Genomic DNA, 22190 nt, shown 5'->3' with positions numbered 1-22190 from the left:
CGGCGGATCGAGGGGTCGCGAGATCATCGCGCGACGGAGCCAAAGGGTTCCCCTGCCCCGCGCTCAGGCGGGCAGGATGATCTCGGCCTCGGTCACGACCAGGTCGAGCGGAGCGTCGGTGTCGTCGACGGGCAGGCTCTCGGCCTCCTGCGCGGCAAAGGCGAACCCGATGGCGCGGGTCGGCCGGCGCGCCCGCAGGAGCGCGAGCGTCCGGTCGTAGAACCCCCCGCCATAGCCGAGCCGCGCGCCGCCGCGGGTGAACGCCACGAGCGGCACGATCAGCACGTCGGGTTCGACGATCTCGGGCGCGACCGGGGTGCGCGTGCCGAACGGCCCCTCGACCATCTCGATCCCCGGGCTCCAGCGCGCAAAGCGCAGCGGCCGTCCCGGCCCGTCGATGAGCGGCACCGCCACCGGCCCGTGCGCCGCGGCGCGGACCATGGCCGGCAGCGGGTCGATCTCGGTCCGGATCGGCAGGTACCCGGCCACGGTCGCGCCGCGATGGGCGGACAGGACCTCGGCCAGCCGGTCGGCGGCACCGGGCAGGCGCGCCTCGAAGGCCGCGGCGCGGCGGGCAAAGGCCGCCTTCCGCGCCGCGCGCTTGTCCTCGGCCAGCGTCACAGCAGCACCACCACCGCGAGCCCGAGGAAGGCGAAGAAACCCACCACGTCCGTCACCGTGGTCACGAAGGCGCCCGAGGCGAGCGCCGGATCGACGCCGGCCTTCTCGAGCACGATGGGGATGCCGATGCCCGCGAGCCCCGCCACCACGAGGTTGATGACCATCGCGGCGGCGATCACCAGACCGAGGTCCAGAGAGCCGAACCAGACGAGGCCCACGATCCCCATGATGACCGCGAAGGCCGCGCCGTTCACCAGCCCCACGGCGATCTCGCGCCGGATCACCCGCAGCGCGTTCGACCCGGTGAGGTCGCGCGTCGCCAGCGCGCGCACCGCCACCGTCAGCGCCTGCGTGCCGGCATTGCCGCCCATGGACGCCACGATGGGCATGAGCACCGCCAGCGCGGTGATCTGCGCGATGGCGGTCTCGAACTGCGCGATCACCAGCGAGGCCAGCACCGCCGTCACGAGGTTGACGGCAAGCCACGGAAACCGCTGGCGCGTCGTCTCCATCACGGTGTCGGACAGCGAGCTTTCCTCGCCCACGCCCGCGAGGCGCAGCATGTCCTCGGCGTGCTCCTCGTCGAGTACCATCATCGCGTCGTCGATGGTGATGACACCCACCAGCCGGTCGTTCTCGTCCACGACCGGGGCCGAGATCAGGTGGTACTGGTTGAAGGCATAGGCAACGTCGCCCTCGTAGCGGGTCACCGGGATGACGTGGAAGCTTTCGTCGGCGATGTCCTGCAGCCGCACGGACCGCCGCGACGACATGATCTTGCCCAGCGCCACCTTGCCCACCGGCTTCAGCCGCGGGTCCACGAGGATGATGTGGTAGAACTGCGACGGCAGGTCGTCATTGTTGCGCATGTAGTCGATGGCCTCGCCCACGTTCCAGTGCTCGGGGGCCATGACCACCTCGCGCTGCATCAGGCGGCCGGCGGAATATTCCGGGTAGGTCAGCGACTGCTCGACGGCGATCCGGTCCGGGTCGTCGAGCACGTCGAGGATCGCGTCGCGCTGCGGGTCCTCGAGATCCTCGAGCAGGTCGACCACGTCGTCGGAATCGAGCTCGCGCACCGCGTCGGCGAGGACCTTGGGATTGAGGATCCCGATGACCTCCTCGCGGATGCCCTCGTCGAGCTCGGTCAGGATCTCGCCGTCGAACTCGTTGCCGTAGAGCCGGATGAGCCGCATCCGGTCGAAGGCGTTGAGCTGCTCCAGAAGGTCGGCGATGTCCGCCGGGTGCAGCGGCTCGAGGAGCTCCACGAGCCGCGAGCGGTCGTTGACCTCGACCGCATAGAGGATCGAGGAGATCGTGCGCGGCGACAGGACGTAGGCGTCCTCGTCCTCGGACTCGGGCTCGGGCGCGATGTCGGTCTGTTCTTCGGTCATGCCACTCCCACCCCTGCCTGTGAACCCGTCGGCGGCGCCGCGTTCCGGCGCGCGTGACTCGGCTGGACATTAGGGGAGGGTTCTGGAAATCAACAGGCCCGGGCCTGCATATCGCGCGCGCGCGACCGCCTGTGCGACCGGCCTGCCCCGCCCGCGGGCCGCCTGCCACGGGGATGACGCAAGGTCACCCAAGATTTACCGCGCCCGCGGGCGTCATTAAGAAGGGATCGGCGCGGGAAGATGGGGATGAGGCGCATGGATGAGGCGGAGCTGCTGCTCGGCCGGGTGCTGCTGTTCGACGGCAACCCGCTGACCGAGGGACCGGAGGCGGTGCGCATCGCCACGGAGACGGGTGTCCTCGTGGCGGAGGGCCGGATCGCCGCGGTCGGGCCTGTCGACCGCCTGCGGGCGGCGCATCCCGCGGCGCGCATCCGCGATTTCGGCCGCGACCTGATCTGCCCGGGCTTCGTCGACGCGCACGCGCACTACCCCCAGACCCGCATGATCGCGAGCTGGGGAAAGCGGCTCATCGACTGGCTCGAGACCTACACCTTTCCGGTCGAATCCGCGTTCGGCGACCCGGACCATGCCCGCGCGGTGGCGGCGCTGCACCTCGACCTGACGGCGGCGCACGGCACCACCACCATCTGCACCTTCTGCACGTCGCATCCCGAGAGCGTCGAGGCCTATTTCGCCGAGGCCCGGGCGCGCGGCCAGCGGGTGGTGGCTGGCAAGACCTGCATGGACCGCAACGCGCCCGCGGCGCTCCGCGACGACCCGCGCCGCGCCTACGACGAGTCGAAGGCGCTGATCGCCCGCTGGCACGGGCGCGACCGGCTGGGCTATGCCATCACGCCGCGCTTCTCGCCCACGTCGAGCCCCGGCCAGCTCGAGGCGCTGGGGGCGCTCTGGGCCGAGCACCCCGATTGCCCGATGCAGACCCATCTGAGCGAGCAGACCGACGAGATCGCCTGGGTGGCGGAGCTCTTCCCCTCGGCGCGCGACTACCTCGACACCTACGAGGCCTTCGGGCTGCTGGGGGCGAACGGCATCTACGGGCACGCGATCCACCTGACCGCGCGCGAGCGCGACCGGCTGGCCGAGGTCGGCGCGGCGCTGGCGCATTGCCCGACCTCGAACACCTTCATCGGCTCGGGGCTGTTCGACATGGGGCTCGCGCGGGCGGGCATGCGGGTCGGGCTCGCCACCGACACCGGGGGCGGGTCGTCCTTTTCCATGCTGCGCACCATGGCCGCGGCCTACGAGATCGGGCAGCTGCGCGGGCTCGCGCTGCATCCTGCCGAGCTCCTGTGGCTCGCCACCGCGGGCTCGGCGGACGCGCTCGGGCTGGGCGACCGGATCGGCCGGATCGCGCCCGGCCACGAGGCCGATCTCTGCGTGCTCGACCTCGCGGCGACGCCCGCCATCGCCCAGCGCGCGGAAGGCGCGGAGGATGCCTGGGAGGAGGTGTTCCCGACGCTCATGATGGGCGACGACCGGGCGGTGCGGCAGGTCTATGTCGGCGGGCGGGCGGTGTCCCGCGCGCCCGCCGGCTGAGCCGTCCGGCCTGCGAGGGCGCTGCCCTCGCGCTCCCGGGATATTTCCGCCAAGAAGAAGACGGGACCCCGAGGCCGGGGAGAGGGCGGGACGTTCAGGCCCGCGCGAGTCCGCGGGCGAGATCGCGCTGGCGCTCGAGGACCCGCGGCAGGTCGAGGGTGGCGAGGTGGCCGTCGCGCACCACCTGGCGTCCCTCGACGAAGAGGTCGCGCACCCGCATCGGCCCCGCGAGGAGGAGCGCCGCCGGGTCCCAGCTGCCCGCGCTCTCGGCGCCCGTGAGGTCCCAGAGGGCGAGGTCGGCGCGCATGCCCGGAACGACCTGACCGAGATCGTCGCGGCCGAGCACCTCGGCGCCGCCGCGGGTGGTCAGGCGCAGCGCCTCGCGCGCGGACATGGCGCCGGGTCCGTGCGCGACGCGCTGCAGCAGCATGGCCATGCGCGCCTCGGCCACGAGGTTGCCCGCGTCGTTCGAGGCCGAGCCGTCGACGCCGAGGCCCACCGGCACGCCCGCGTCGCGCAGCGCGCGGACCGGCGCGATGCCCGACCCGAGGCGGCAGTTCGAGCAGGGGCAATGGGCGATGCCGGTGCGCGTGCGGGCGAAGAGGTCGATCTCGGGCGCGTCGAGGCGGACGCAATGGGCATGCCAGACATCCGGGCCGGTCCAGCCGAGTTCCTCGGCATATTCGCCGGGGCGGCAGCCGAAGGTGGCGCGCGAATAGGCCACGTCCTCGTCGTTCTCGGCGAGGTGGGTGTGCAGCATGACGCCCTTGTCCCGGGCGAGGAGGGCCGCGTCGCGCATGAGCGCGCGGCTGACCGAGAAGGGCGAGCAGGGCGCGATGCCCACGCGGATCATGGCGCCGGGCGCGGCATCGTGGAAGGCGTCGACCACGCGGATGCAATCCTCGAGGATCGCGGCCTCGTCCTCGACCAGCGAGTCGGGCGGCAGGCCGCCCGCGCTCTCGCCGATCGACATGGCGCCGCGCGTCGGATGGAAGCGCAGGCCGATCTCGCGCGCGGCGTCGATCGTGTCGTCGAGCCGGGCGCCGTTCGGGTAGAGGTAGAGGTGGTCGGAACTGAGCGTGCAGCCCGAGAGCGCGAGCTCGGCGAGGCCCGTCAGCGCCGAGACGCGCAGCTCCTCGGGACCCATGCGCGCCCAGACCGGGTAGAGCGTCCGCAGCCAGCCGAAGAGTGCCGCGTCCTGCGCGCCCGGCACGGCGCGCGTCAGGGTCTGGAAGAGGTGGTGATGCGTGTTCACGAGGCCGGGCGTCACGAGGCAGCCGCGGGCCTGCACGATCTCGGCGCCGGGCGCGTGCAGGTCGCGGCCGATGGCGGCGATCACGCCGTCGCGGAGGAGGATGTCGGTGTCAGCGGGCTCGGAGCCCGCGTCGTCCATGGTCAGGACATGCGCGGCGGCGCGGAGGAGGATGTCGGGCACGGCGTGCGGCTCCCTGTTCGCAAGGCGCCCTTTTCGGTGCGGGACCGGGGCGGCGCGACAGAAAAGGGACGGCAAGGACTCGCGCAGCGGCACCGTCCTAGCGCAGGGGCCGCGCGCTGTCAGCCCCCCTCGGCCGGGCCCGGGGCCGCGAGCGCCGCGCGGGCGGCCGCGTGCAGCGCGGGCGTCGCGGCGGCGATCACCCGGCCGCCCGCATGGGCCGGACGCCCGTCCCAGTCGGTGACGACGCCTCCCGCGGCCTCGATCACCGCGATGGGCGCTTGGATGTCGTAGGGCTGAAGCCCCGCCTCGATCACGAGGTCCACGTGCCCCGCCGCGAGGAGCGCGTAGGCGTAGCAGTCGCAGCCGTAGCGCACGAGGCGGACACCCCCGGCCACGCGGGCGAAGGCGGCGCGCTCGGCGGGCGTGCCGATCTCGGGAAAGGTGGTCATGAGGGTCGCGTCGGCGAGCCGCGTGGTGCCGCGCACGCCGAGCGCGCCGCCGCCCCGCGGGCCGGTCCAGGTCGCGCGGCCGAGACCGCCCTCGAAACGCTCGCCGATATAGGGCTGGTCGATCAGGCCGTAGCGGGGGCCGTGCGCGTCGGCAAGCGCGATCAGGACGCCCCAGGTGGGCGTGCCCGACATGAAGCCGCGCGTCCCGTCGATGGGATCGAGGACCCAGGTGAGCCCCGTCGTGCCGGCCGCGCGGCCGGCCTCCTCGCCGAGGATGGCGTCGTCGGGCCGGCGCTGGGCCAGGACCGCGCGCATGGCGGCCTCGGCGGCGCGGTCCGCCTCGGTCACCGGGTCGAAGCCGCCTGCCTGCTTGTTGTCGACGACGAGCGCGGAGGCGCGAAAATGCGGAAGGATCGCGTCGCGCGCGGCATCGGCCAGCGCGTGCGCGGTCTCGATCAGCGCGGCCTCGGTGCCGGCGGCGATCCCGGATGTCATGGTGGTGTTCCCGTCCCTGCCCTCATCGGGCCGACGGGTAGCCCCGGACGCGTGCCGGGGCAACCGTGCTCAAGGCTTTCAGGCGACGTCCGACAGGACGCGGGCGAGTTCGAAAAGCCGGCGGCGCTGGTGTTCGGGAATGGCGTAATAGGACCGGATGAGGTCCAGCGCTTCCTTGTCGCCCATCAGGTTCGCAGGGACATTGTCCGGCAGCGCGGCGCTGTCGGATTCGAGCCCCTCGAAGAAGAAGCTCACCGACACGTCGAGCGCGTCCGCAATGTCCCAGAGACGGGATGCGCTGACGCGATTCGCCCCTGTCTCGTACTTCTGGATCTGCTGAAACTTGATCCCGACCCTTTCGGCAAGCTGCTGCTGGGTCATTCCGACAAGCCATCGGCGATGCCGAATCCGCTTGCCCACGTGCACGTCCACAGGATGCGTCATCCAGAACTGTTCCTCGTTTAATAACCGACAAATCGGGACCGGTTTCCGAGGCAGGCCGACATGCGGCGATTCCCGAACCCACTCCCTGGCTGCGCACCCCTACAGCGTGTGGGGAAGGTATAGCCAAACAACGGATTGGGGCAAGACTATCACTCATTTAAAGTGAATATTCTTAACGTCATGTCGCCTATCCCTACGGATAGCGCAGCAATCTGACCGAGCGGGTCGCCTGGCCATTTGAACTTGGCCCGGCGCTCTGCAAACGTCGTCCGGAACCGAAGCCTTGACCGGAGCGACAGATGCGCGCCTACCAGATCGCCGCGGCGGGGGCCGCGCCCGCCCTTGCCGACCTCCCCGACCCCGAGCCGGGGCCCGACGAGATCCGGGTGGCCATCGAGGCCTGCGGCCTGAACTTCGCCGACCTCCTGATGATCAAGGGCACCTACCAGGAGATGCCCGAGCCGCCCTTCGTGCTCGGGATGGAGGTCGCGGGCCGGGTCGAGGCGGCGGGCGCGTCCGCGGGCATCGCGCCCGGCACCCGCGTCGCCGTCTTCGGCGGACAGGGCGGGCTCGCCGAGAAGGGCGTGTTCCCCGCGAACCGCGCCGTGATCCTGCCCGAGGGGATGGACGCGGTCGACGCCGCGGCCTTCCAGATCGCCTACGGCACGAGCCACGTGGCGCTCGCGCACCGCGCGCGGCTCGCCGAGGGCGAGACGCTGCTCGTGCTCGGCGCAGGCGGCGGCGTCGGGCTGACCGCGGTCGAGATCGGCAAGGTGATGGGCGCGCGGATGATCGCCTGCGCGCGCGGGGCCGACAAGCTCGAGGCAGCGCGCGGCGCGGGAGCCGATCACGTGATCGACGCCGAGACGCAGGACATCCGCGCCGAGGTCAAGGCGCTCGGCGGCGCCGACGTGGTCTACGACCCGGTGGGCGGCGCGCAGTTCGAGGCGGCGCTGCGCGCCTGCCGGCCCGAGGCACGCGTGCTGGTCATCGGGTTCGCGAGCGGGGACGTGCCGCAGATCCGCGCGAACCACCTGCTGGTCAAGAACGTCTCGGTCATCGGCCTCTATTGGGGGGGCTACCTCTCGTTCCGCCCCGACGTGCTGACCGACAGCCTCGGCACGCTCCTCGACTGGTATGCCAAGGGCCGGATCCGGCCGCATGTGAGCCATGTGCTGCCCCTGGCCGAGGCGGCGGAGGGGCTCGACCTGCTGCGGCGGCGCGCGGCCACCGGCAAGGTGGTCATCCGCATCCCGGGCTGAGCGCGGCCCTCCGCGGTGCTCAGGCCGACCCGCCTGCCATCTCGGCCGCCGGCATGGGCGTCGCCGCCAGCGCGCTTTCGGGCACGCCGCCATCGGGCCCGGTGCCGAGCGCGGCATAGGCCTGCCGGATCATGCGCGCGAGCGCCTCGGCCGGCGCCGAGGCCGGCCCGCCAGTATAGAGGTTGATGCGGATGCGCCCGAGATCGGGCAGAAGGCCCGGATCGAGCGCCTCGAGCTGGGGCGGCGCGTGCCCCTCGAGCAGCGCGGTCACGCCCAGATCCGCGCTGACCGTCGCCTCGACGCCCCGGTCGCTGTCGGTCTCGACCGCGCTTTCCCAGTCAAGCCCCTCTTCCTTGAGGCGCCGCAGGACCGTCGGGCGGAACACGCACGGCCGCGCCTGCGCCAGCGGCAGCGGCCGCTTGCGGAACGCCACGCCCCCGGGCGCGCCGAACCACCGCAACGGCGCCTCGGCCAGCACCTCGCCCCCCGGGCCCGCCTGTTCTTCGGTGGTCAGGATCATGTCGGTGTCGCCGCGCCGGTGATCCTCGCGCAGCGTGACGGTGTTCGATGCGCGCAGGTGCACGCGCATGCGCGGGAACTCGGCATGGAAGCGGCGCAGGATGCGCGGCACCGCCGGGTAGACGATGTCCTTGGGCACGCCGAGCACCAGCTCTCCCTCGAAGGCGTCGTCGGTCAGCCGCGCGTAGATCTCGTCGTTGAGCGCCACCATGCGCTGCGCGTAGCCCAGGAGCTGCTCGCCTGCCTGCGTCAGCGCGACGCCCCGCCCTGCCCGCTCCAAGAGCTGCAGGCCCAGCATCTCCTCGAGCCGCTTGAGCTGCATCGACACTGCCGATTGCGTGAGGTTCAGCATCCGCGCCGCGCGCGTGACGCCGCCGGTCTCGGCCACCGCCGCGAAGGACCGCAGCGTCGTCAGGTCCAGGGTGCGCATCCTCGCCTCCACTCATCAGCCGCCGTGATGTTCGACGTCATAATCATTCGTTTCACAACGGGCGGCGAAAGACAATATGCATCAGCAGGAACGATACCCGAAACGCGATACATCACGAAACGTGAAGGAGACCGTCATGACCCTTGATGATGTGCTGGCCCCCGTGCTGCGCCTGCCCCTGTCCGGCCTCGGCCGGCGCCTGGCCACCATGCGCGACCTGGCGCGCAGCCGGCGGGACCTCGGCCGCCTCGATGCCGCCCGGCTCGACGACCTCGGCATCGATCCGGCGGACGCCCGCACCGAGGCGCGGCGCCCGGCCTGGGACGTGCCTGCGACATGGCGCCGCTGAACGCGCGAACAGGCTGTTTCCGCTACCGACGCGCACCATCCGTGCTTGAAATGCGACGACGCTCTCCCGATATTCGCAAGGCAAACCTGGGCGGAGACGTCCGGGACGCGGTTCAATTCGGAGGCACAGATGGCTGACTACAACACGATCCGGACCGGCGCGGCCACCGGCGCCCGCGCGGTCCAGATTGACGAGGGGCTTCGCGCCCACATGAACAAGGTCTACGGCACCATGTCGGTGGGGACGTTCATCACGTTCCTCGCGGCCTGGGCCATCTCGACGCTGGCTGTCACGGCCGATCCGTCGGCCGGTGTCGCGCAGATCGGCGCCGATCGCTACCTGACCGGGCTCGGCCAGGCGATCTACGCCTCGCCCCTGAAGTGGGTGATCATGTTCGCGCCCCTGCTGTTCGTGTTCGGCTTCAGCGCCGCCATCAACAAGATGTCGGCGGCGACCGCGCAGACCGTCTTCTACGCCTTCGCGGCGGTGATGGGCCTGTCGATCAGCTCCATCTTCCTCGTGTTCACCGGCTACTCGATCATCCAGGTCTTCCTCGTGACCTCGATCGCCTTCGCGGGCCTCTCGCTCTGGGGCTACACCACCAAGAAGGACATCTCGGGCTGGGGGTCGTTCCTGATCATGGGCGTGATCGGCCTGATCGTGGCGTCGATCATCAACATCTTCCTCGGCTCGCCGGCGATCGCCTTCGCCGTGTCGGTGCTGGGTGTGCTGATCTTCGCGGGCCTGACCGCCTACGACACGCAGTCGATCAAGAACGAGTACCTGCAGCACGCGCAGTACGGTGACAGCGAGTGGCTGGGCAAGTCGGCGATCATGGGCGCGCTGCGTCTCTACCTCGACTTCATCAACATGTTCATGTTCCTGCTGCAATTGCTTGGCAACCGGGAATAAAACCGGTTCCATCGGACCCGGGAAAGACAGGGGGCGCACCGCGCGGGCGGTGTGCCCCTTCTTCGTTCCGGCGGCAGGCCCGGGACGTCAGAGCGTCCGCCACATCACCATGGCCTCGAAGGGGATGCCCTGCAGCATCTCGACCGCCTCGACCCGCTCGGCGGTGAAGCCGAGCGCCCGGTAGAACGGCACCGCGGTCAGCGTCGCCCGGCAGGTGAGCCTGTGCGCGCCGGCGCGCGCCGCATCCTCGATCACGTGGGTCAGCAGCGCCCGGCCGATGCCGCGCCGCACCTCGCGCCAGTCGGTGACCACGTGCCGGATGCTGGCGGCACGACGGGTGCGGGGATCGGTCGGGTCGCGCGGGACCGGGCTCCATCCCCCCGCCCCGACGATGCGGCCCTCGCGCTCGGCCACGAAATAGGTCCCCGAGGTCACGAGCCGCGGGCGCGCGCGGGCGATCACCGGGATCACCGTCACCAGCACCGAGGGCGGGTAATCGGCCTTGAGGAGCCGCGGATAGCTTTCGGACAAGAGCCTGTCGATCGCCTCGATGTCCGTCCGGCGGGCGGTGCGCAGGACCAGTGCGTCGGCCGTCGTCATGTTCCGCCCCTTCCGCTGCCGCGTGTCGGGACACGATACCACACCGGCGCGGAACGGCACCGTGCAGACGCGAAAAACCGCGACCGGGCGGCGGCCCGGACGCGGTTTTCCCTGTCCCTCGTCTGTCGCGAGGCGGAAGGCTTACTTGATCTTGCCTTCCTTGTATTCGACGTGCTTGCGCGCGACCGGGTCGAATTTGCGGATGGTCATCTTCTCGGTCATCGTGCGCGCGTTCTTCTTGGTCACGTAGAAGTGGCCCGTGCCTGCGGTGGAGTTCAGGCGGATCTTGATGGTGGTCGGCTTGGCCATGGTCGTCTCCTTCGGGCGGGCACGGCGGGCGGGCCCGTGAAATCTGTCTCGAAGCCCGCCTTTTACCCGCGCGGGCCCGCGAGTCAACCGGGCGCGGCGCACCCGGGCGGGGATTCTTGCGCCGACGCGGGGCCGGCGGCAGAAACGCGCGGAGGGCCTGTAAGCGGGATTCTGTCTGCACCCCCTCGCGGAGGCGGAGATGACCATTCCTCTGGGCCGCCGGTCACCCGACGGCTCGAGCTGCCAACCCGGACCCCTAGGGCGGAAGCGGCCCTGCGACGATATCCCCGGAGGGATCAGCCCGCGCGGGGTCCCTATTTGGCATTGCTCCCGGTGGGGCTTGCCATGCGGGCGCCGTTGCCGGCCCCCCGGTGGGCTCTTACCCCACCGTTTCACCCTGACCCCGGCGGACCGGGGCGGTCTGTTCTCTGTGGCGCTGTCCGTCAGGTTGCCCTGCCCGGGCGTTACCCGGCACCGTTGCTTCCGGGAGTCCCGACTTTCCTCGGACGGGTCGCCCCGCCCGCGGCCATCCGGCCCTCCGCGCCCGGCCGATGTAGGCGGGCGCGGCGGCGCGGTCAACGGGCCTTCGGATGGCGCCGCCTCAGCGCGGCACCATGGGCGCCGCGAGCCAGGCGCCCAGCGCCTCGGTCACGGCCTCGGGCGTCTCGAGCGTCGGCAGGTGGCCGGCCTCGTCGATCACCTCGAGCACGGCGTTCGGGATCAGTTCGGCGAGGAAGCTCTGCCGCCGCACCGGGTGCAGCGTATCGTGCGCCCCGCAGAGCACGAGCGCGGGCACGCGCAGGCGGCGCAGCGTCGCCTGCTGGTCCTTGCGCCGCTGGAGCGCGCGCACCTGCCGGGAATAGGACTCGGGCCCGATGGACAGCGCCATCTCGCGGAATGAGGCGGCAATCGCCATGCGCCCGGGTCCCGGTGCGAGCGCTGTGGCGGGCACCTCCTCGGACAGCGCATCGGAAAGCCGCCCCGACCGCGCCGCGATGAGCCGCGGCTCGCGGGCGGCGGCCTCGGGCGGCGTGTCGGGCAGCGGCGACGTCGACAGGAGCGCGATCCGCGTGACCCGGTCGGGCGCGCGCCGGACGATCTCCATCGCCACCATGCCGCCCAGCCCGTGCCCAGCCAGCGCGAAGCGCTGCGGCAGGTGCGGCAGGATGTCCGAGGCCATCTCCTCGATCCGTTCGCCGCGCGCGGCGGGCACGACCGTGACCGGCCGGCGGCGCGAGAGGTGCTCGATCTGGGGGCGGAAGAGCCGCGCATCCGCCCCGATGCCCGGCACCAGAACCAAGGCCTCGCTCATGCGCGGCCACCCGGCTCCGGTTCCCGGACCCTGTTGCTGCCGCCGCCCATCGCTGCCCCTCTTGCCTGCCGTCCGCGGCGGTCCGCCGACCGCCAGTCCCGCCCGACGTTACCAGAGCTGATGGCACGCGAAAGATGCGCGCCAGGGAATCGGCGGGAAATTCCGGCCGTCGCGCGTCGGTCCGAAAAAGCGGGGCGCATCGCCCGGCGATCCGCGCTAGGGTCGGCCGCGCAACCCGGAGGATGCCGCCCATGCCGTTCCGCGCCTGCCTCGCCGCGCTCGTCCTGTCGCTGTCGGCGACCCTCGCCGCGGCGACCGACCGCGCGGCGGTGGAACGGGACTACCGCGCATGGCTCGAGGACACCGTCTGGCCCGCGGCGGCCGCGGCGGGCGTGTCGCGCACGACCTTCGACAGGGCCACGGGCGGGCTGCGGCTCGACTGGGACCTGCCGGGCCTCGTGCCGCCGGGCGGCGCCCCGGTCCCGCGGCGCCAGCGGCAGGCCGAGTTCGGCAGCCCGGGGCGCTACTTCGACGCGGGCGGCGTCGCCGCGGCGGTCAGGATCGGACGCGAGATGGCCGCGCGGCACGCCCCTGCCCTCGCCGCGGCGGAGCGCGCCACCGGCGTGCCGGGCCACATCGTGCTGGCGATCTGGGGCCGCGAGAGCAATTACGGCCGCGCGGCGATCCCGCACGACGCGTTCGAGGTGCTGGGAACGAAGGGGTTCATGAGCACGCGCCCGGAGCTCTTCACCGCCGAGCTCGTCGCGGCGCTGCGCATCGCCGAGGACGGGCACGCCGGACCGGGCGGGCTCCGGAGCAGCTGGGCAGGCGCGCTCGGCCAGCCGCAATTCATGCCGTCGAGCTTTCTCGAACATGCCGCGGACGGCGACGGCGACGGGCGCGCGGACATCTGGAACTCCGAGGCGGACACCATCGCGTCGATCGCGACCTACCTCGCGCGGCACGGCTGGGTCGCCGGCCGCGACTGGGGGTTCGAGGTGACGCTTCCCGCCGACATGTCCTGCACGCTCGAGGGACCCGACCGTGGCCGGCCGATCCGGGAGTGGGAGGCCATGGGCATCGCGCGCGTCTCGGGCCGGGCCTTTCCCGCCCACGAACGCGACGGCGAGGGCTACCTGATGCTGCCCGCGGGACGGAACGGGCCGGCCTTCCTGGTCACGCCGAACTTCTACGTGCTCAAGGACTACAACATGAGCGACCTCTACGCGCTGTTCGTCGGGCACGTGGGCGACCGCATCGCCTATGGCGTCGGCGACTTCGCGGCGCCCTGGGGACCGGTCGGCGGGCTCATGCGGTCGGACGTGGCAGAGATGCAGCGCGCGCTGCAGGCGATGGGCCACGACACCGGCGGGGCGGACGGGCTCGCCGGGTTCCGCACGCGCCGGGCCATCGGTGCCTGGCAGGAGGAGCGCGGAGACGCCGCGACCTGCTTTCCCGAGACCGGCATGCGCGCGGCGCTCGGCCGCTGAGGCCGCGCGGGCGGCCTTGCACCCCCGCGCCCGGCACGATACCGGCTCTGTCTTCGCCGCCGCGAGACGTCGCGATATTCATGCAACGGCGCTTCTGCACGAGACGAATCGCGGATACGGAATATGTAGAGCGCTGCGGCGCCTCCCGGGGGCGTCCGCGGCAAGGAACGGACACGGATGCACGAGGATCCTCCCGGCGCACTCGGCGCCTACATCGCACGTTCCGGCGTCGCGCTGGCGCTTGCGCGCGGCGACGAGGACTCGCCGTTGCTCGTCGTGAACGAGGCCTTCTGCAAGCTCTCGGGCTACGACGCCGACGACGTGATCGGCCGCAACTGCCGCTTTCTCCAGGGCGCCGAGACCCGCGACAAGGATCGCCAGGCGATCCGCGACTTCCTCGACGACGACAGCGTCGAGCAGGGCAGATTCCCGATCCTGAACTACCGCAAGGACGGCACGCCGTTTCACAACCTCGTGTTCATGGCACGGCTGCGCGGAGCAGAGGGCGACACAAGGTACATCCTGGCCTCACAATTTGACATGACATCCGCGCTCCAGCGAAACAGGCTGCCCGAGAACGACGCCGAACTCGGCCGCAGCCTGTCCGACATGGAACAGATCGGCCGGGAATTCGGGCTCGCGATGCTCGGATCGGCGGAAATCATCTCGGGGTCGGTCGCCATGATGGCGCGCATGACACTGAACGACGACGGGGTTTGACGGGCTGCGCGCCAGATGAAAGACGATCGCGAGAACGACACCACCACCGATACGACCGGCACGGACCGGCTGTGCATCGTCGGCATCGGCGCCTCGGCCGGCGGGCTCGAGGCGATCCGCGAGATGCTGCAATCGGCGCAGGCCGATGCGCCGATGGCCTATGTCGTGGTGCAGCACCTCGACCCGAACCACGAGAGCCTGCTGGCTGAACTGCTCGGCCGGCACACCGACCTGCGCGTGATGCAGGTGTCGGGCGGCGAGAAGATCGTTGCCGGCACGGTCTACATCATCCCCCCTGGGCACGGCCTGTCGGTGCAGGGCGGCGTGCTCCACCTGACGGAATTCGCGCAGCCGCGCGGGCTGCGCCGGCCCATCGACGACTTCTTCGAGAGCCTCGCGCAGGACCAGGGGCCGGCCGCGGCCTGCGTCATCCTGTCGGGCACCGGCGCCGACGGCAGCGCCGGGCTGCGGGCGATCAAGGAACATGGCGGGCTCTGCATCGTGCAGGACCCCGACACCGCGAAATATGACGGGATGCCCACCTCGGCGCAGGCGACCGGGCTCGTGGACTTCGTCCGCAGCCCCGACCGCATCATCGAGAGCATCCGCCATTTCCACGCCCACACCATGCTCGGCAGCGAGGACACCAAGCTCGCCCGCACGGTGGAGGACGCGATCGCCGACATCTGCTCGGTGGTGCGGATGACCGTCGGGCACGACTTCGCGGGATACAAGCGCTCGACCCTGGTGCGGCGGGTGCAGCGGCGGATTCAGGTGCTCGACCTCGGCGACGCCACCGCCTACCTGTCGCACATCCGCGCCGATCCCGACGAATGCGAGGCGCTGTTCCGCGACCTCCTGATCAACGTCACGCGGTTCTTCCGCGATTCCGAGCACTTCGCCGCCCTGCGCGAGCACGTGGTGCGCCCGCTCGTCGCCAATACCGGCCGCAGCGAGGACATCCGCGTCTGGGTGCCCGGCTGCTCGAGCGGCGAGGAAGCCTATTCCATCGCCATGCTCTTTGCCCACGAGGCGCGGCTCCAGAAGCGCAAGGTCACGGCGCAGGTCTTTGCCACCGACATCGACGAGCGCATGCTGCGCGTGGCGCGAGAGGGCCTCTATCCCCACGCCGCCCTGGCCGACATCCCGGAGGAGATGCGCGACCTCTACACCGTGGCGCGCGACGGCCAGTTCCAGGTCTCGGCCAAGATCCGCGACATGATCCGGTTCTCGGTGCATTCCGTCGTCCGCGACCCGCCGTTCTCAAACATCGACCTCTTGTCGTGCCGCAACCTGCTGATCTATTTCGGCGACCAGTTGCAGGCCTCGGCGCTGCCGATCTTCCACTACGCGGTCCGGCCGCGCGGCGTGCTGTTCCTCGGCCCGTCCGAGACGGTCGGGCGGTACGACCATATGTTCGCGCCGATTGACGCCAACGCGCGGATCTTCCGCCGGAACGACGGGCGGCCGGAATACCCGCTGCACCTGCGCGGGCAGGCGCATGCGGGCGGCGGGCGGCGACGCACTGAACGGCAGAGCGAGGAGACCGCCGGCTTCGACTGGAAGGAGACGGACGTCGCGCAGCGCATCCTCGCCGCGCATGCCCCCCCGACCCTGCAGGTCGCGCCGACGGGCGAGATCCTCTACGCGACCGGCAAGCTCGGGAAGTACCTGGAGCTGTCGCCGGGCCTCGGCGAACGGCAATACGCTGCGGCGCTCGCCCGGCCGGGGGCGCGCGACGCGGTGTCGGCGATCATCCGGCGCGTGGCCGAGCGGCAGAAGCGGTCGGTGGCGCGCGACCTGCGCGCGCAGTCCGAGTTCGGCAGCCAGAGCTTCGACCTCGTGGCCGACCCGCTGGGAGACGGCACGATCCTCCTCGTCTTCCGCGAGCGCGCGGCGTTCCAGCCGCAGGACGAGGACGAATACGACGAGCTCGACCGCTCGGACAGCCACGTCCAGAGCCTCGAGGAAGAGCTGCGCACCACGCGCGCGCGCCTGCACACCACCGTCGAGGAGCTCGAGACCGCGAACGAGGAGCTGAAGAGTTCCAACGAAGAAATGATGTCGATGAACGAGGAGCTCCAGTCGACGAACGAGGAGCTTTCGACGGTCAACGACGAGCTGAAGAGCAAGGTGGACGAGCTGTCGGTGGCCAATGCCGACCTGTCGAACCTCTTTGCCTCGACCGCGCTGCCGCTTGTGGTGGTCGACGCGGGTCTCCGGATCCGCAACTACACCGGCGCGATCCAGGCGCTCTACCCGATCCGCGCCGGCGACCGGGGCCGGCCGCTCGGCGAGATGACGAGCGCGCTCCGGCAGTGGCAGGAGGTGCTCGACACCGTCGACGAGGTGATCCGCACCGGCGAGGTGCGCCAGATGCGGGTGGACGACCGCGGCGCGGAGCGGTTCTGGTCGCTTGCCATCACGCCCTACCGGACGCGCGACGGCCGCCTCGACGGCGCGACGCTGATCTTCAGCGAACTGACCGAGGCACTGCGGCTCGAGGAGGCGCTCGCGCACGAGGGCGAACGGCTGCGCCTCGCGCTCGACGTGGCGGAGCTCGGCGTCTGGGAATACGACGCGCGGGACCGCGCGCTGCGCTTCGACGAGATGGGTCGCAAGCTCATCGGCAACGACGCGCCGCTGACCGGCCTGCGGGAGGTGCTGCGCCGCGTCGCCCCCGAGGACCGCGGGGCCGTCGAGGATGCCCTGCGCATGCGCGGCCTCGAGGGCGACGCCATCGACGTGACCTTCGCGCTCGGCGACGGCGCGGGGCGGCCGGGCCGGTCGCTGCGGGTGGTCGGCCGGCGCGTGACGAGCGGGCCGCTGACGCAGGGCACCTCGCGCGTGCTGGGGGTCGTGTTCGACATCACCGCCGAACGCGAGGCGCGGCGCATCCGCGAGACCGTGCTGAGCGAGATGAACCACCGCGTGAAGAACATGTTCTCGATCATCTCGGGCATGGTGCGGATCGCCGGCCGGTCGGCCAGCTCGATCGAGGATCTCGTCGGTCGCGTCGAGGAACGGGTGAACGCGCTTGCCCGATCGCACGACCTGACCCAGCGCACGCCGGATCAGGGCGACCTGACGCTCGACGATGCCGTGCGCGCCTCGCTCGCGCCGCATGCGGGCCATGCGGACATCGCGATCGGTGGCCCGCGCGTGCCGGCGGGCAGCCAGGACCTGACGGCCCTGTCGCTTCTCATGCACGAATGGGCGACGAACGCGGCGAAATACGGCGTTCTGGGCCCGATCCGGGGACGGCTGGAGGTGCGCTGGACGCAGCTCGACGCGGACCGGGTGGAACTGGTCTGGCGCGAGGTCTACGACACTCCGCAGGAACTGGAACAGGGCCCCTCGGGCTTTGGCACCACGCTCGTGCAGCTGTCGGCGGCGCAGCTCGACGGCCGGGTCGACACCGAGACCGACGCGACCGAGCGGCGCACCGTGCTGGTCTACACGCCGCGCGCCTGACCCGGCTCAGCCGCCCGTCTGGCGCCGCACGTCCTCGATGACCGAGCGGATCCAGTAGCCCTCGTTCGCGGCATAGGTGCCGGGGCGCCCGTTCAGCTTGCGCGTGCCGAAGAGCCCCGCCCGCATGTCGATCCGGTAGCCCGCGCGGTGCAGGCCGATGCAGCGCCATTCGCGGTCGAAGACCGGGCTGCCGGAATTGCCGGGCTCGGTGGGCGAGAAATAGTGGATGCGGATGCGGTCCTGCCGTTCGGGCACGCCGTCCGCCGGCCCCTCGTGGTCGAGCAGCCGGGAATCGTGCAGCGAGAAGGACAGGCCCGTGCCGCTTTGCGGGTAGCCCACCACGTAGGCGCGCGCCGCCGGGTCGGGCCGCGGCAGGTCGGGCCGCAACTCGAGAGGCTGCGGCCCGCCACCCGCCGCCTCGAGCCGCAGGAGCGCATAGTCGAGCCCGCCCACGGCGTCGGATTCCGCGACGATCCCGGCCACCGCGTAGTCGGTGGAGGCGACCGGCTCGTCCGCGGCCTCGAACCGGATGCGCGCGTCCGCGGGCACGATCCCCGGCGCCACGCCCGCGCGGTTCAGCACGTGGAAGTTCGTGAGCGCGTAGAGCGCGCCGCCGGCCGCCGGCAGCCCGAAATCCGCCGGATCGACGCAGAAGCACGTGCCCTTGCGCCCGCCGCCCCGGCGCGTCACGAGCCCCACCGCGGCCGCGCGCCGCAGCCCGTCGCGGTACCAGTCGAGCGACTTCGTCTGCTCCGCGCCGAGGATCGCCTCGAGTTCGCCGCGCGCCTCGATCTCGCCCGTGCGCATGTCGCGCAGGTGGTCGGGGGCCACCACGAGGCTCGCTCCGACGCCCACGCCCTGTGCCTGGCTGCGCTGCAGGTAGGACGATTCGAGGAGCGCGATCAGCGCCTTGCCCTCGGGGCCGCATTCATGCAGCGCCCAGAGGCCCGCGAATTGCCGGAGCGTCGAGCCGAGCGTGAAGAGCGTGGCGCGGGGATCGCCGATATAGCGCGCGAGCAGCGGGAACGCCGCCTCGACCCGGCCTTGCGCGACGAAGGCCTCGGTACGCGTGGCGATCCACCAGATCGTCGGCGGGTCGGTCGCCTCTGCCTCGAGCGCGGCGTGCACCTCGGCGGCGATGTCGGCGGGGGTCTCGGCGCAGCCGTGGTCGAGCCCCCGCGCGCCCGCCCAGTGCCGGACCGCGGCGGCGTTGATGCCGTGATAGGACCGCCCGGCCGGCGCCGCGCGGAACGTGTCGAGATAGGCGGCAAGGCTCGCCCGCGCGCAGGTGGCGGCGCGGTCGGGATGGGTGTCGGCGAGGCCCAGCATCAGGTCCTTGTACGCGCGCCCGAGCAGCCCCATCGCGTCCACGATCTCGGGCTCGGCCGGGTCGCCGTCGGCCACGAGCGCCCGCAGCGCATCGCGCGCGAGCGACGGGCGGCCGGTGTCGAGCAGCGCCTGCGCGCGCAGCTTTCGCAGGTGCACGTCGTCCGGCGCCTGCATGAGCAGCGTCTCGGCCACGCCCAGCATCTGCTCGAACTGGCGGTGATCCTTCAGGTCCTCGAGAAGACCGCGCCCGGTCTCGGCATCGCTCGCGTCCTCGGCGAAGGCGCGCAGCCGGGCGATCAGTGCCGCAAGGCCGGGATCGTCCGCGTGCTCCGCCATCCGCCGCTCCTCCTTCAGGGCACGAGCAGGTCGAAGAGCGCGCGCGCGTCGAGCACGCCGAACCCCGCCCCGACATTGTGCCGGCTCGGCAGGCCGCGCACCGTGCGCGCGAGGGCGGTCTGCAGCTGCATCGCGTTCGACAGGGGCAGTCCGCGCCGCGCCTGCGCCGAGAGGACGAGCGCCAGCGCCCCGGTGACGTGCGGCGCGGCCATGGACGTGCCGGGCAGCGCCACGGTATCCCGCGGGCCCGCGCCCGCGCGCACCGATACGATGCCGTGTCCCGGCGCGCAGAGGTCGGGCTTGGCCCGCCCGTCGCGCGTCAGCCCCCAGGACGACGCGCCGAGCAGACGGAGCGGGATCGCCGCGTCCGAGGCGCCGACGCAGACCACCGTCCGCGCGGTGCCCGGCACCGACAGCGTCATCTCCGGGTCCTCGACGCGGAAGCGGACGGCGCGCGTGCCGGTCCGCTCGATCCAGACATGGACCATGCCGTCGGCGCTGACGATACGCCGGCCCTCGGCCTCGAGCGTCCATGTGCCGGGCTGGATCGCGGACGTGCCGGCGCGGATCGTGACCGTCAGGCGGTTGTCGCCGTTGTCTGGGTGCATCTGGGTCAGCGCCACGCGCACCTCGTTGCCGCCGAGGTGATCGGTCGCGCGCGGGTTGGCGAAGTCGACGACCGTTCCGCGGGTCCCGGCCGGGTCGACCACCTGGAACGCGATGTCGTCGAGCCCGTCGAACCAGCCTTCGAGATAGTCCTCGTCACGGAAACGGGACGAGCTGTCCCATTCGAGCGGCAGGATGCCGCCCTGGAACACCGACACCCGGGCATGACCGCCATTGCCGCGCTCGTTCCCGGCGCTCTTGACGATGACGATGCCAGGATCGCGCCCGCCGCCGGTGATGCCGTCGAACGCGGCCTCGAGCGTCGTGGTGCCGTCATGCGCCCCGGCGTTCATCCCGAGGCTCACGTTCACGGCGAGCGGGCGGGCATCGTCGAGGACCGGCGTGCCGCCGTCCGCGACCCGGCGCAGGAAGGCCAGGGCGTCCACGTGGCTGAAGGAATAGCCGAGGCTCGGCGGGTCGTCCGGCCCCTGCCGCACCGCCGCGATGACGCAGACGATCGCGGCCTCGGGCGCCATGCCGTCGGCCATTCCGCCCACCGCGCGCCCCGCCGCGATGCCCGCCACGTGGCTGCCGTGACCCTGCGGGTCGCGCAGCGCGGCCGGGTGGCTCGGCATGCCGGCGGCGGCGTCGGCGCGGAACCGCGCGATGTCGGCGGCAAGGTGCAGCGTGCCGTAATCCTGGCCGAAGGCGCCCGGGGCCAGCGCATGCGGCGTGCGCGCGGGATCCGTCGCGCGCTGGTCCCAGATGGCGAGGATCCGGCTGGTGCCGTGCGCGTCGAGGAAGGCGTCGTGCAGGATGTCGATGCCGGTGTCGATCACGCCCACGAGCGCGCCCGCGCCGCGTTCGTCGAGCGGGGGGCGCTGCACCTCGTCCCCGCGCACGAAGGGCACCGAGCGGTCGAGCTCGGTCAGCCCGCTCGGATCGCGGCTGAGTTCGACCGCGACCACGCCCGGGTCACCGGCAAGCGCCTGGAGGTCCTCGGCGCTCGCCATGGCCGTGGCGAACATGCCGAAGCGCGACTGCACCACGAGCCCAGCCGGTTCCTTCCAGTCGCTGCCGCGCAGCCGCACGAGGACCGGCTGGCGCGCCACCGGGCGGGCTGGCCGCGCGGCGCCGGCGATGCCGGCGATGCCGGATTCCAGCCCACCCCCCCGCGCGCCGGCGCGCGGCGCCGCCGGGCCGGCATCGCGCAGGCTTTCCATCGCCTCGGCCGCCCCGGTCGCGGGCTGGCGCCGCGCCTGCTGGCGCATCAGGTTCACGTAGGCGTCGATCCGGTGCGCAGGCAGGCCGGGGATCAGCCCCTCGACCGCGACATCGGCCGCGCCCTCGGTCGCGACCGCGTCGAGCATGCGCGCTGTGTCCTGCAGGCGCTGGAACTCCGCGTCGGACAACGGCGGCGGCCCGTCCGCGCCGGAATCGAGTGCCTCGCCCGCCTCGAGCAGGCTGCCGGTGAAGTCGAAATGCAGGAGGCTGCCGGTATGGCCGTAATTCGGCGGGATGCGCGCCACGATGTCGTCGTCGTTGACGATGCGCAGGTAGGCGTTGCCGAAGGTCCGGTCGACGAAGTCGCGCGCGTCCGGCTTGAGCATCCGCGGCTGGCCGAAGGTCACGAGCCCTGCCGGCCGGTGCGCGATCTGCGCGCCGGCGGCGATGACCGCAAGCGCGCCACCCAGCGAATGTCCCGTGATCCAGAGCGTCCGCTCGCCGATCCCCGACAGCGCCTCGGCCACGTCCGCCGCGACCGCCTGGTAGGCGGCGACGAAGCCCGAATGCACGCGGCCCCCGAGCCCCGGTTCGGCGACCGGGTCGAGGTCGAGATTGCCGAGCCAGTCCGCGAAGCCGTCGGTGCCGCGGAAGGCCAGCACCGCCGCCCGTTCCCCGATCGCCACGAACCCGGTCGTCGCGCGGCGCTCGAAGGTGCGGGGCGACATGCCCCAGACCTCGCCGATGACCTGCGCCGCCGCGCGCGGCGGGCGGTAGGCGAGCTTGCATGCGGAGGCGAGCGCATAGCCCGCGTCCCAGCTGAAATGGCCCCCGGCCAGCCAGTCGTCCCGCACTTCCATCGTGCCCCCGCCGCGCATCTCCGCCCGCCGGAGTAGAGCATGACTTTACGTCACCCGCCAAGC

Annotated in this window: 18 protein-coding genes and 1 other RNA gene; 7 read left to right on the top strand and 12 right to left on the bottom strand. The window is 71.9% G+C overall.

Features of this window, described 5'->3' with window-relative positions; translation table 11 throughout:
* Nucleotides 1-63 precede the first annotated feature (63 nt).
* Together RISW2_RS08955 and mgtE are read right to left on the bottom strand one after the other, a co-directional pair.
* Nucleotides 64-621, bottom strand: a complete 558-nt coding sequence (locus RISW2_RS08955) for a 5-formyltetrahydrofolate cyclo-ligase (protein WP_043769323.1) — start codon at nt 619-621, stop codon at nt 64-66.
* Nucleotides 618-2015, bottom strand: coding sequence for a magnesium transporter (mgtE, locus tag RISW2_RS08950; RefSeq protein WP_043769321.1), 1398 nt, complete (start codon nt 2013-2015; stop codon nt 618-620). Before mgtE ends, RISW2_RS08955 begins: the two co-directional genes overlap by 4 nt.
* Before the next feature lie 255 nt (nt 2016-2270).
* Between mgtE and guaD the strand changes: the two genes are divergently transcribed.
* Nucleotides 2271-3572, top strand: coding sequence for a guanine deaminase (gene guaD, locus RISW2_RS08945; RefSeq protein ID WP_043769319.1), 1302 nt, complete (start codon nt 2271-2273; stop codon nt 3570-3572).
* Between the two features lie 94 nt (nt 3573-3666).
* Here the strand turns inward: guaD and RISW2_RS08940 are convergent, their stop codons facing one another.
* The 3 genes from RISW2_RS08940 to RISW2_RS08930 form a co-directional block, all read right to left on the bottom strand.
* Nucleotides 3667-5007, bottom strand: coding sequence for an 8-oxoguanine deaminase (locus tag RISW2_RS08940; protein ID WP_043769317.1), 1341 nt, complete (start codon nt 5005-5007; stop codon nt 3667-3669).
* Between the two features lie 119 nt (nt 5008-5126).
* Entirely contained in the window at nt 5127-5951 is an 825-nt protein-coding gene (hisN, locus tag RISW2_RS08935) for a histidinol-phosphatase (RefSeq protein WP_043769315.1), read from the bottom strand.
* 78 nt (nt 5952-6029) lie between these two features.
* A complete protein-coding gene (locus RISW2_RS08930) occupies nt 6030-6395 on the bottom strand; it encodes a helix-turn-helix domain-containing protein (protein ID WP_043769313.1) in 366 nt (121 codons plus the stop codon).
* A 299-nt stretch (nt 6396-6694) separates the two neighbouring features.
* Here RISW2_RS08930 and RISW2_RS08925 point away from each other — a divergent pair, with 299 nt between their 5' ends.
* Complete coding sequence (locus RISW2_RS08925; RefSeq protein ID WP_043769311.1) at nt 6695-7657, top strand: NADPH:quinone oxidoreductase family protein; 963 nt, start codon at nt 6695-6697, stop codon at nt 7655-7657.
* Between the two features lie 19 nt (nt 7658-7676).
* On the opposite strand, the gene RISW2_RS08920 is transcribed toward RISW2_RS08925, so the two are convergent.
* Complete coding sequence (locus RISW2_RS08920) at nt 7677-8606, bottom strand: LysR family transcriptional regulator (RefSeq protein ID WP_084615311.1); 930 nt, start codon at nt 8604-8606, stop codon at nt 7677-7679.
* A gap of 136 nt (nt 8607-8742) precedes the next feature.
* Here RISW2_RS08920 and RISW2_RS08915 point away from each other — a divergent pair, with 136 nt between their 5' ends.
* Both RISW2_RS08915 and RISW2_RS08910 read left to right on the top strand, forming a co-directional pair.
* Complete coding sequence (locus tag RISW2_RS08915; protein WP_043769309.1) at nt 8743-8955, top strand: DUF1127 domain-containing protein; 213 nt, start codon at nt 8743-8745, stop codon at nt 8953-8955.
* Between the two features lie 129 nt (nt 8956-9084).
* Nucleotides 9085-9867, top strand: coding sequence for a Bax inhibitor-1/YccA family protein (locus RISW2_RS08910; protein ID WP_043769307.1), 783 nt, complete (start codon nt 9085-9087; stop codon nt 9865-9867).
* Nucleotides 9868-9954: 87 nt separating this feature from the next.
* Here the strand turns inward: RISW2_RS08910 and RISW2_RS08905 are convergent, their stop codons facing one another.
* The 4 genes from RISW2_RS08905 to RISW2_RS08895 form a co-directional block, all read right to left on the bottom strand.
* On the bottom strand, nt 9955-10467 hold the full coding sequence (locus RISW2_RS08905; protein ID WP_043769305.1) for a GNAT family N-acetyltransferase: 513 nt from the start codon (nt 10465-10467) through the stop codon (nt 9955-9957).
* A gap of 141 nt (nt 10468-10608) precedes the next feature.
* A complete protein-coding gene (rpmG, locus tag RISW2_RS08900; protein ID WP_005856346.1) occupies nt 10609-10776 on the bottom strand; it encodes a 50S ribosomal protein L33 in 168 nt (55 codons plus the stop codon).
* 144 nt (nt 10777-10920) lie between these two features.
* Nucleotides 10921-11318, bottom strand: an RNA gene (gene rnpB / locus RISW2_RS23465) — RNase P RNA component class A.
* Between the two features lie 59 nt (nt 11319-11377).
* Nucleotides 11378-12088 (bottom strand): alpha/beta fold hydrolase, encoded by a 711-nt coding sequence (locus RISW2_RS08895; RefSeq protein ID WP_043769302.1) that lies wholly within the window; start codon nt 12086-12088, stop codon nt 11378-11380.
* 251 nt (nt 12089-12339) lie between these two features.
* Here RISW2_RS08895 and RISW2_RS08890 point away from each other — a divergent pair, with 251 nt between their 5' ends.
* The 3 genes from RISW2_RS08890 (at nt 12340) to RISW2_RS08880 (ending at nt 17772) form a co-directional block, all read left to right on the top strand.
* Entirely contained in the window at nt 12340-13578 is a 1239-nt protein-coding gene (locus tag RISW2_RS08890) for a lytic murein transglycosylase (protein WP_043769299.1), read from the top strand.
* A 177-nt stretch (nt 13579-13755) separates the two neighbouring features.
* Entirely contained in the window at nt 13756-14298 is a 543-nt protein-coding gene (locus RISW2_RS08885) for a PAS domain-containing protein (protein ID WP_043769297.1), read from the top strand.
* Between the two features lie 15 nt (nt 14299-14313).
* Nucleotides 14314-17772, top strand: a complete 3459-nt coding sequence (locus tag RISW2_RS08880) for a chemotaxis protein CheB (RefSeq protein ID WP_051491894.1) — start codon at nt 14314-14316, stop codon at nt 17770-17772.
* 6 nt (nt 17773-17778) lie between these two features.
* On the opposite strand, the gene RISW2_RS08875 is transcribed toward RISW2_RS08880, so the two are convergent.
* Together RISW2_RS08875 and RISW2_RS08870 are read right to left on the bottom strand one after the other, a co-directional pair.
* Complete coding sequence (locus RISW2_RS08875) at nt 17779-19437, bottom strand: S1 family peptidase (RefSeq protein WP_043769295.1); 1659 nt, start codon at nt 19435-19437, stop codon at nt 17779-17781.
* A gap of 14 nt (nt 19438-19451) precedes the next feature.
* The gene (locus RISW2_RS08870; RefSeq protein ID WP_162164315.1) at nt 19452-22127 is read right to left on the bottom strand and encodes a S8 family serine peptidase; all 2676 of its coding nucleotides are present in this window, start codon (nt 22125-22127) and stop codon (nt 19452-19454) included.
* Nucleotides 22128-22190: the final 63 nt, after the last annotated feature.

It is taken from the genome of Roseivivax isoporae LMG 25204 (assembly GCF_000521865.1).
Lineage (GTDB): Bacteria > Pseudomonadota > Alphaproteobacteria > Rhodobacterales > Rhodobacteraceae > Roseivivax > Roseivivax isoporae.
This window is presented reverse-complemented; position numbering and strand designations above follow the sequence as displayed.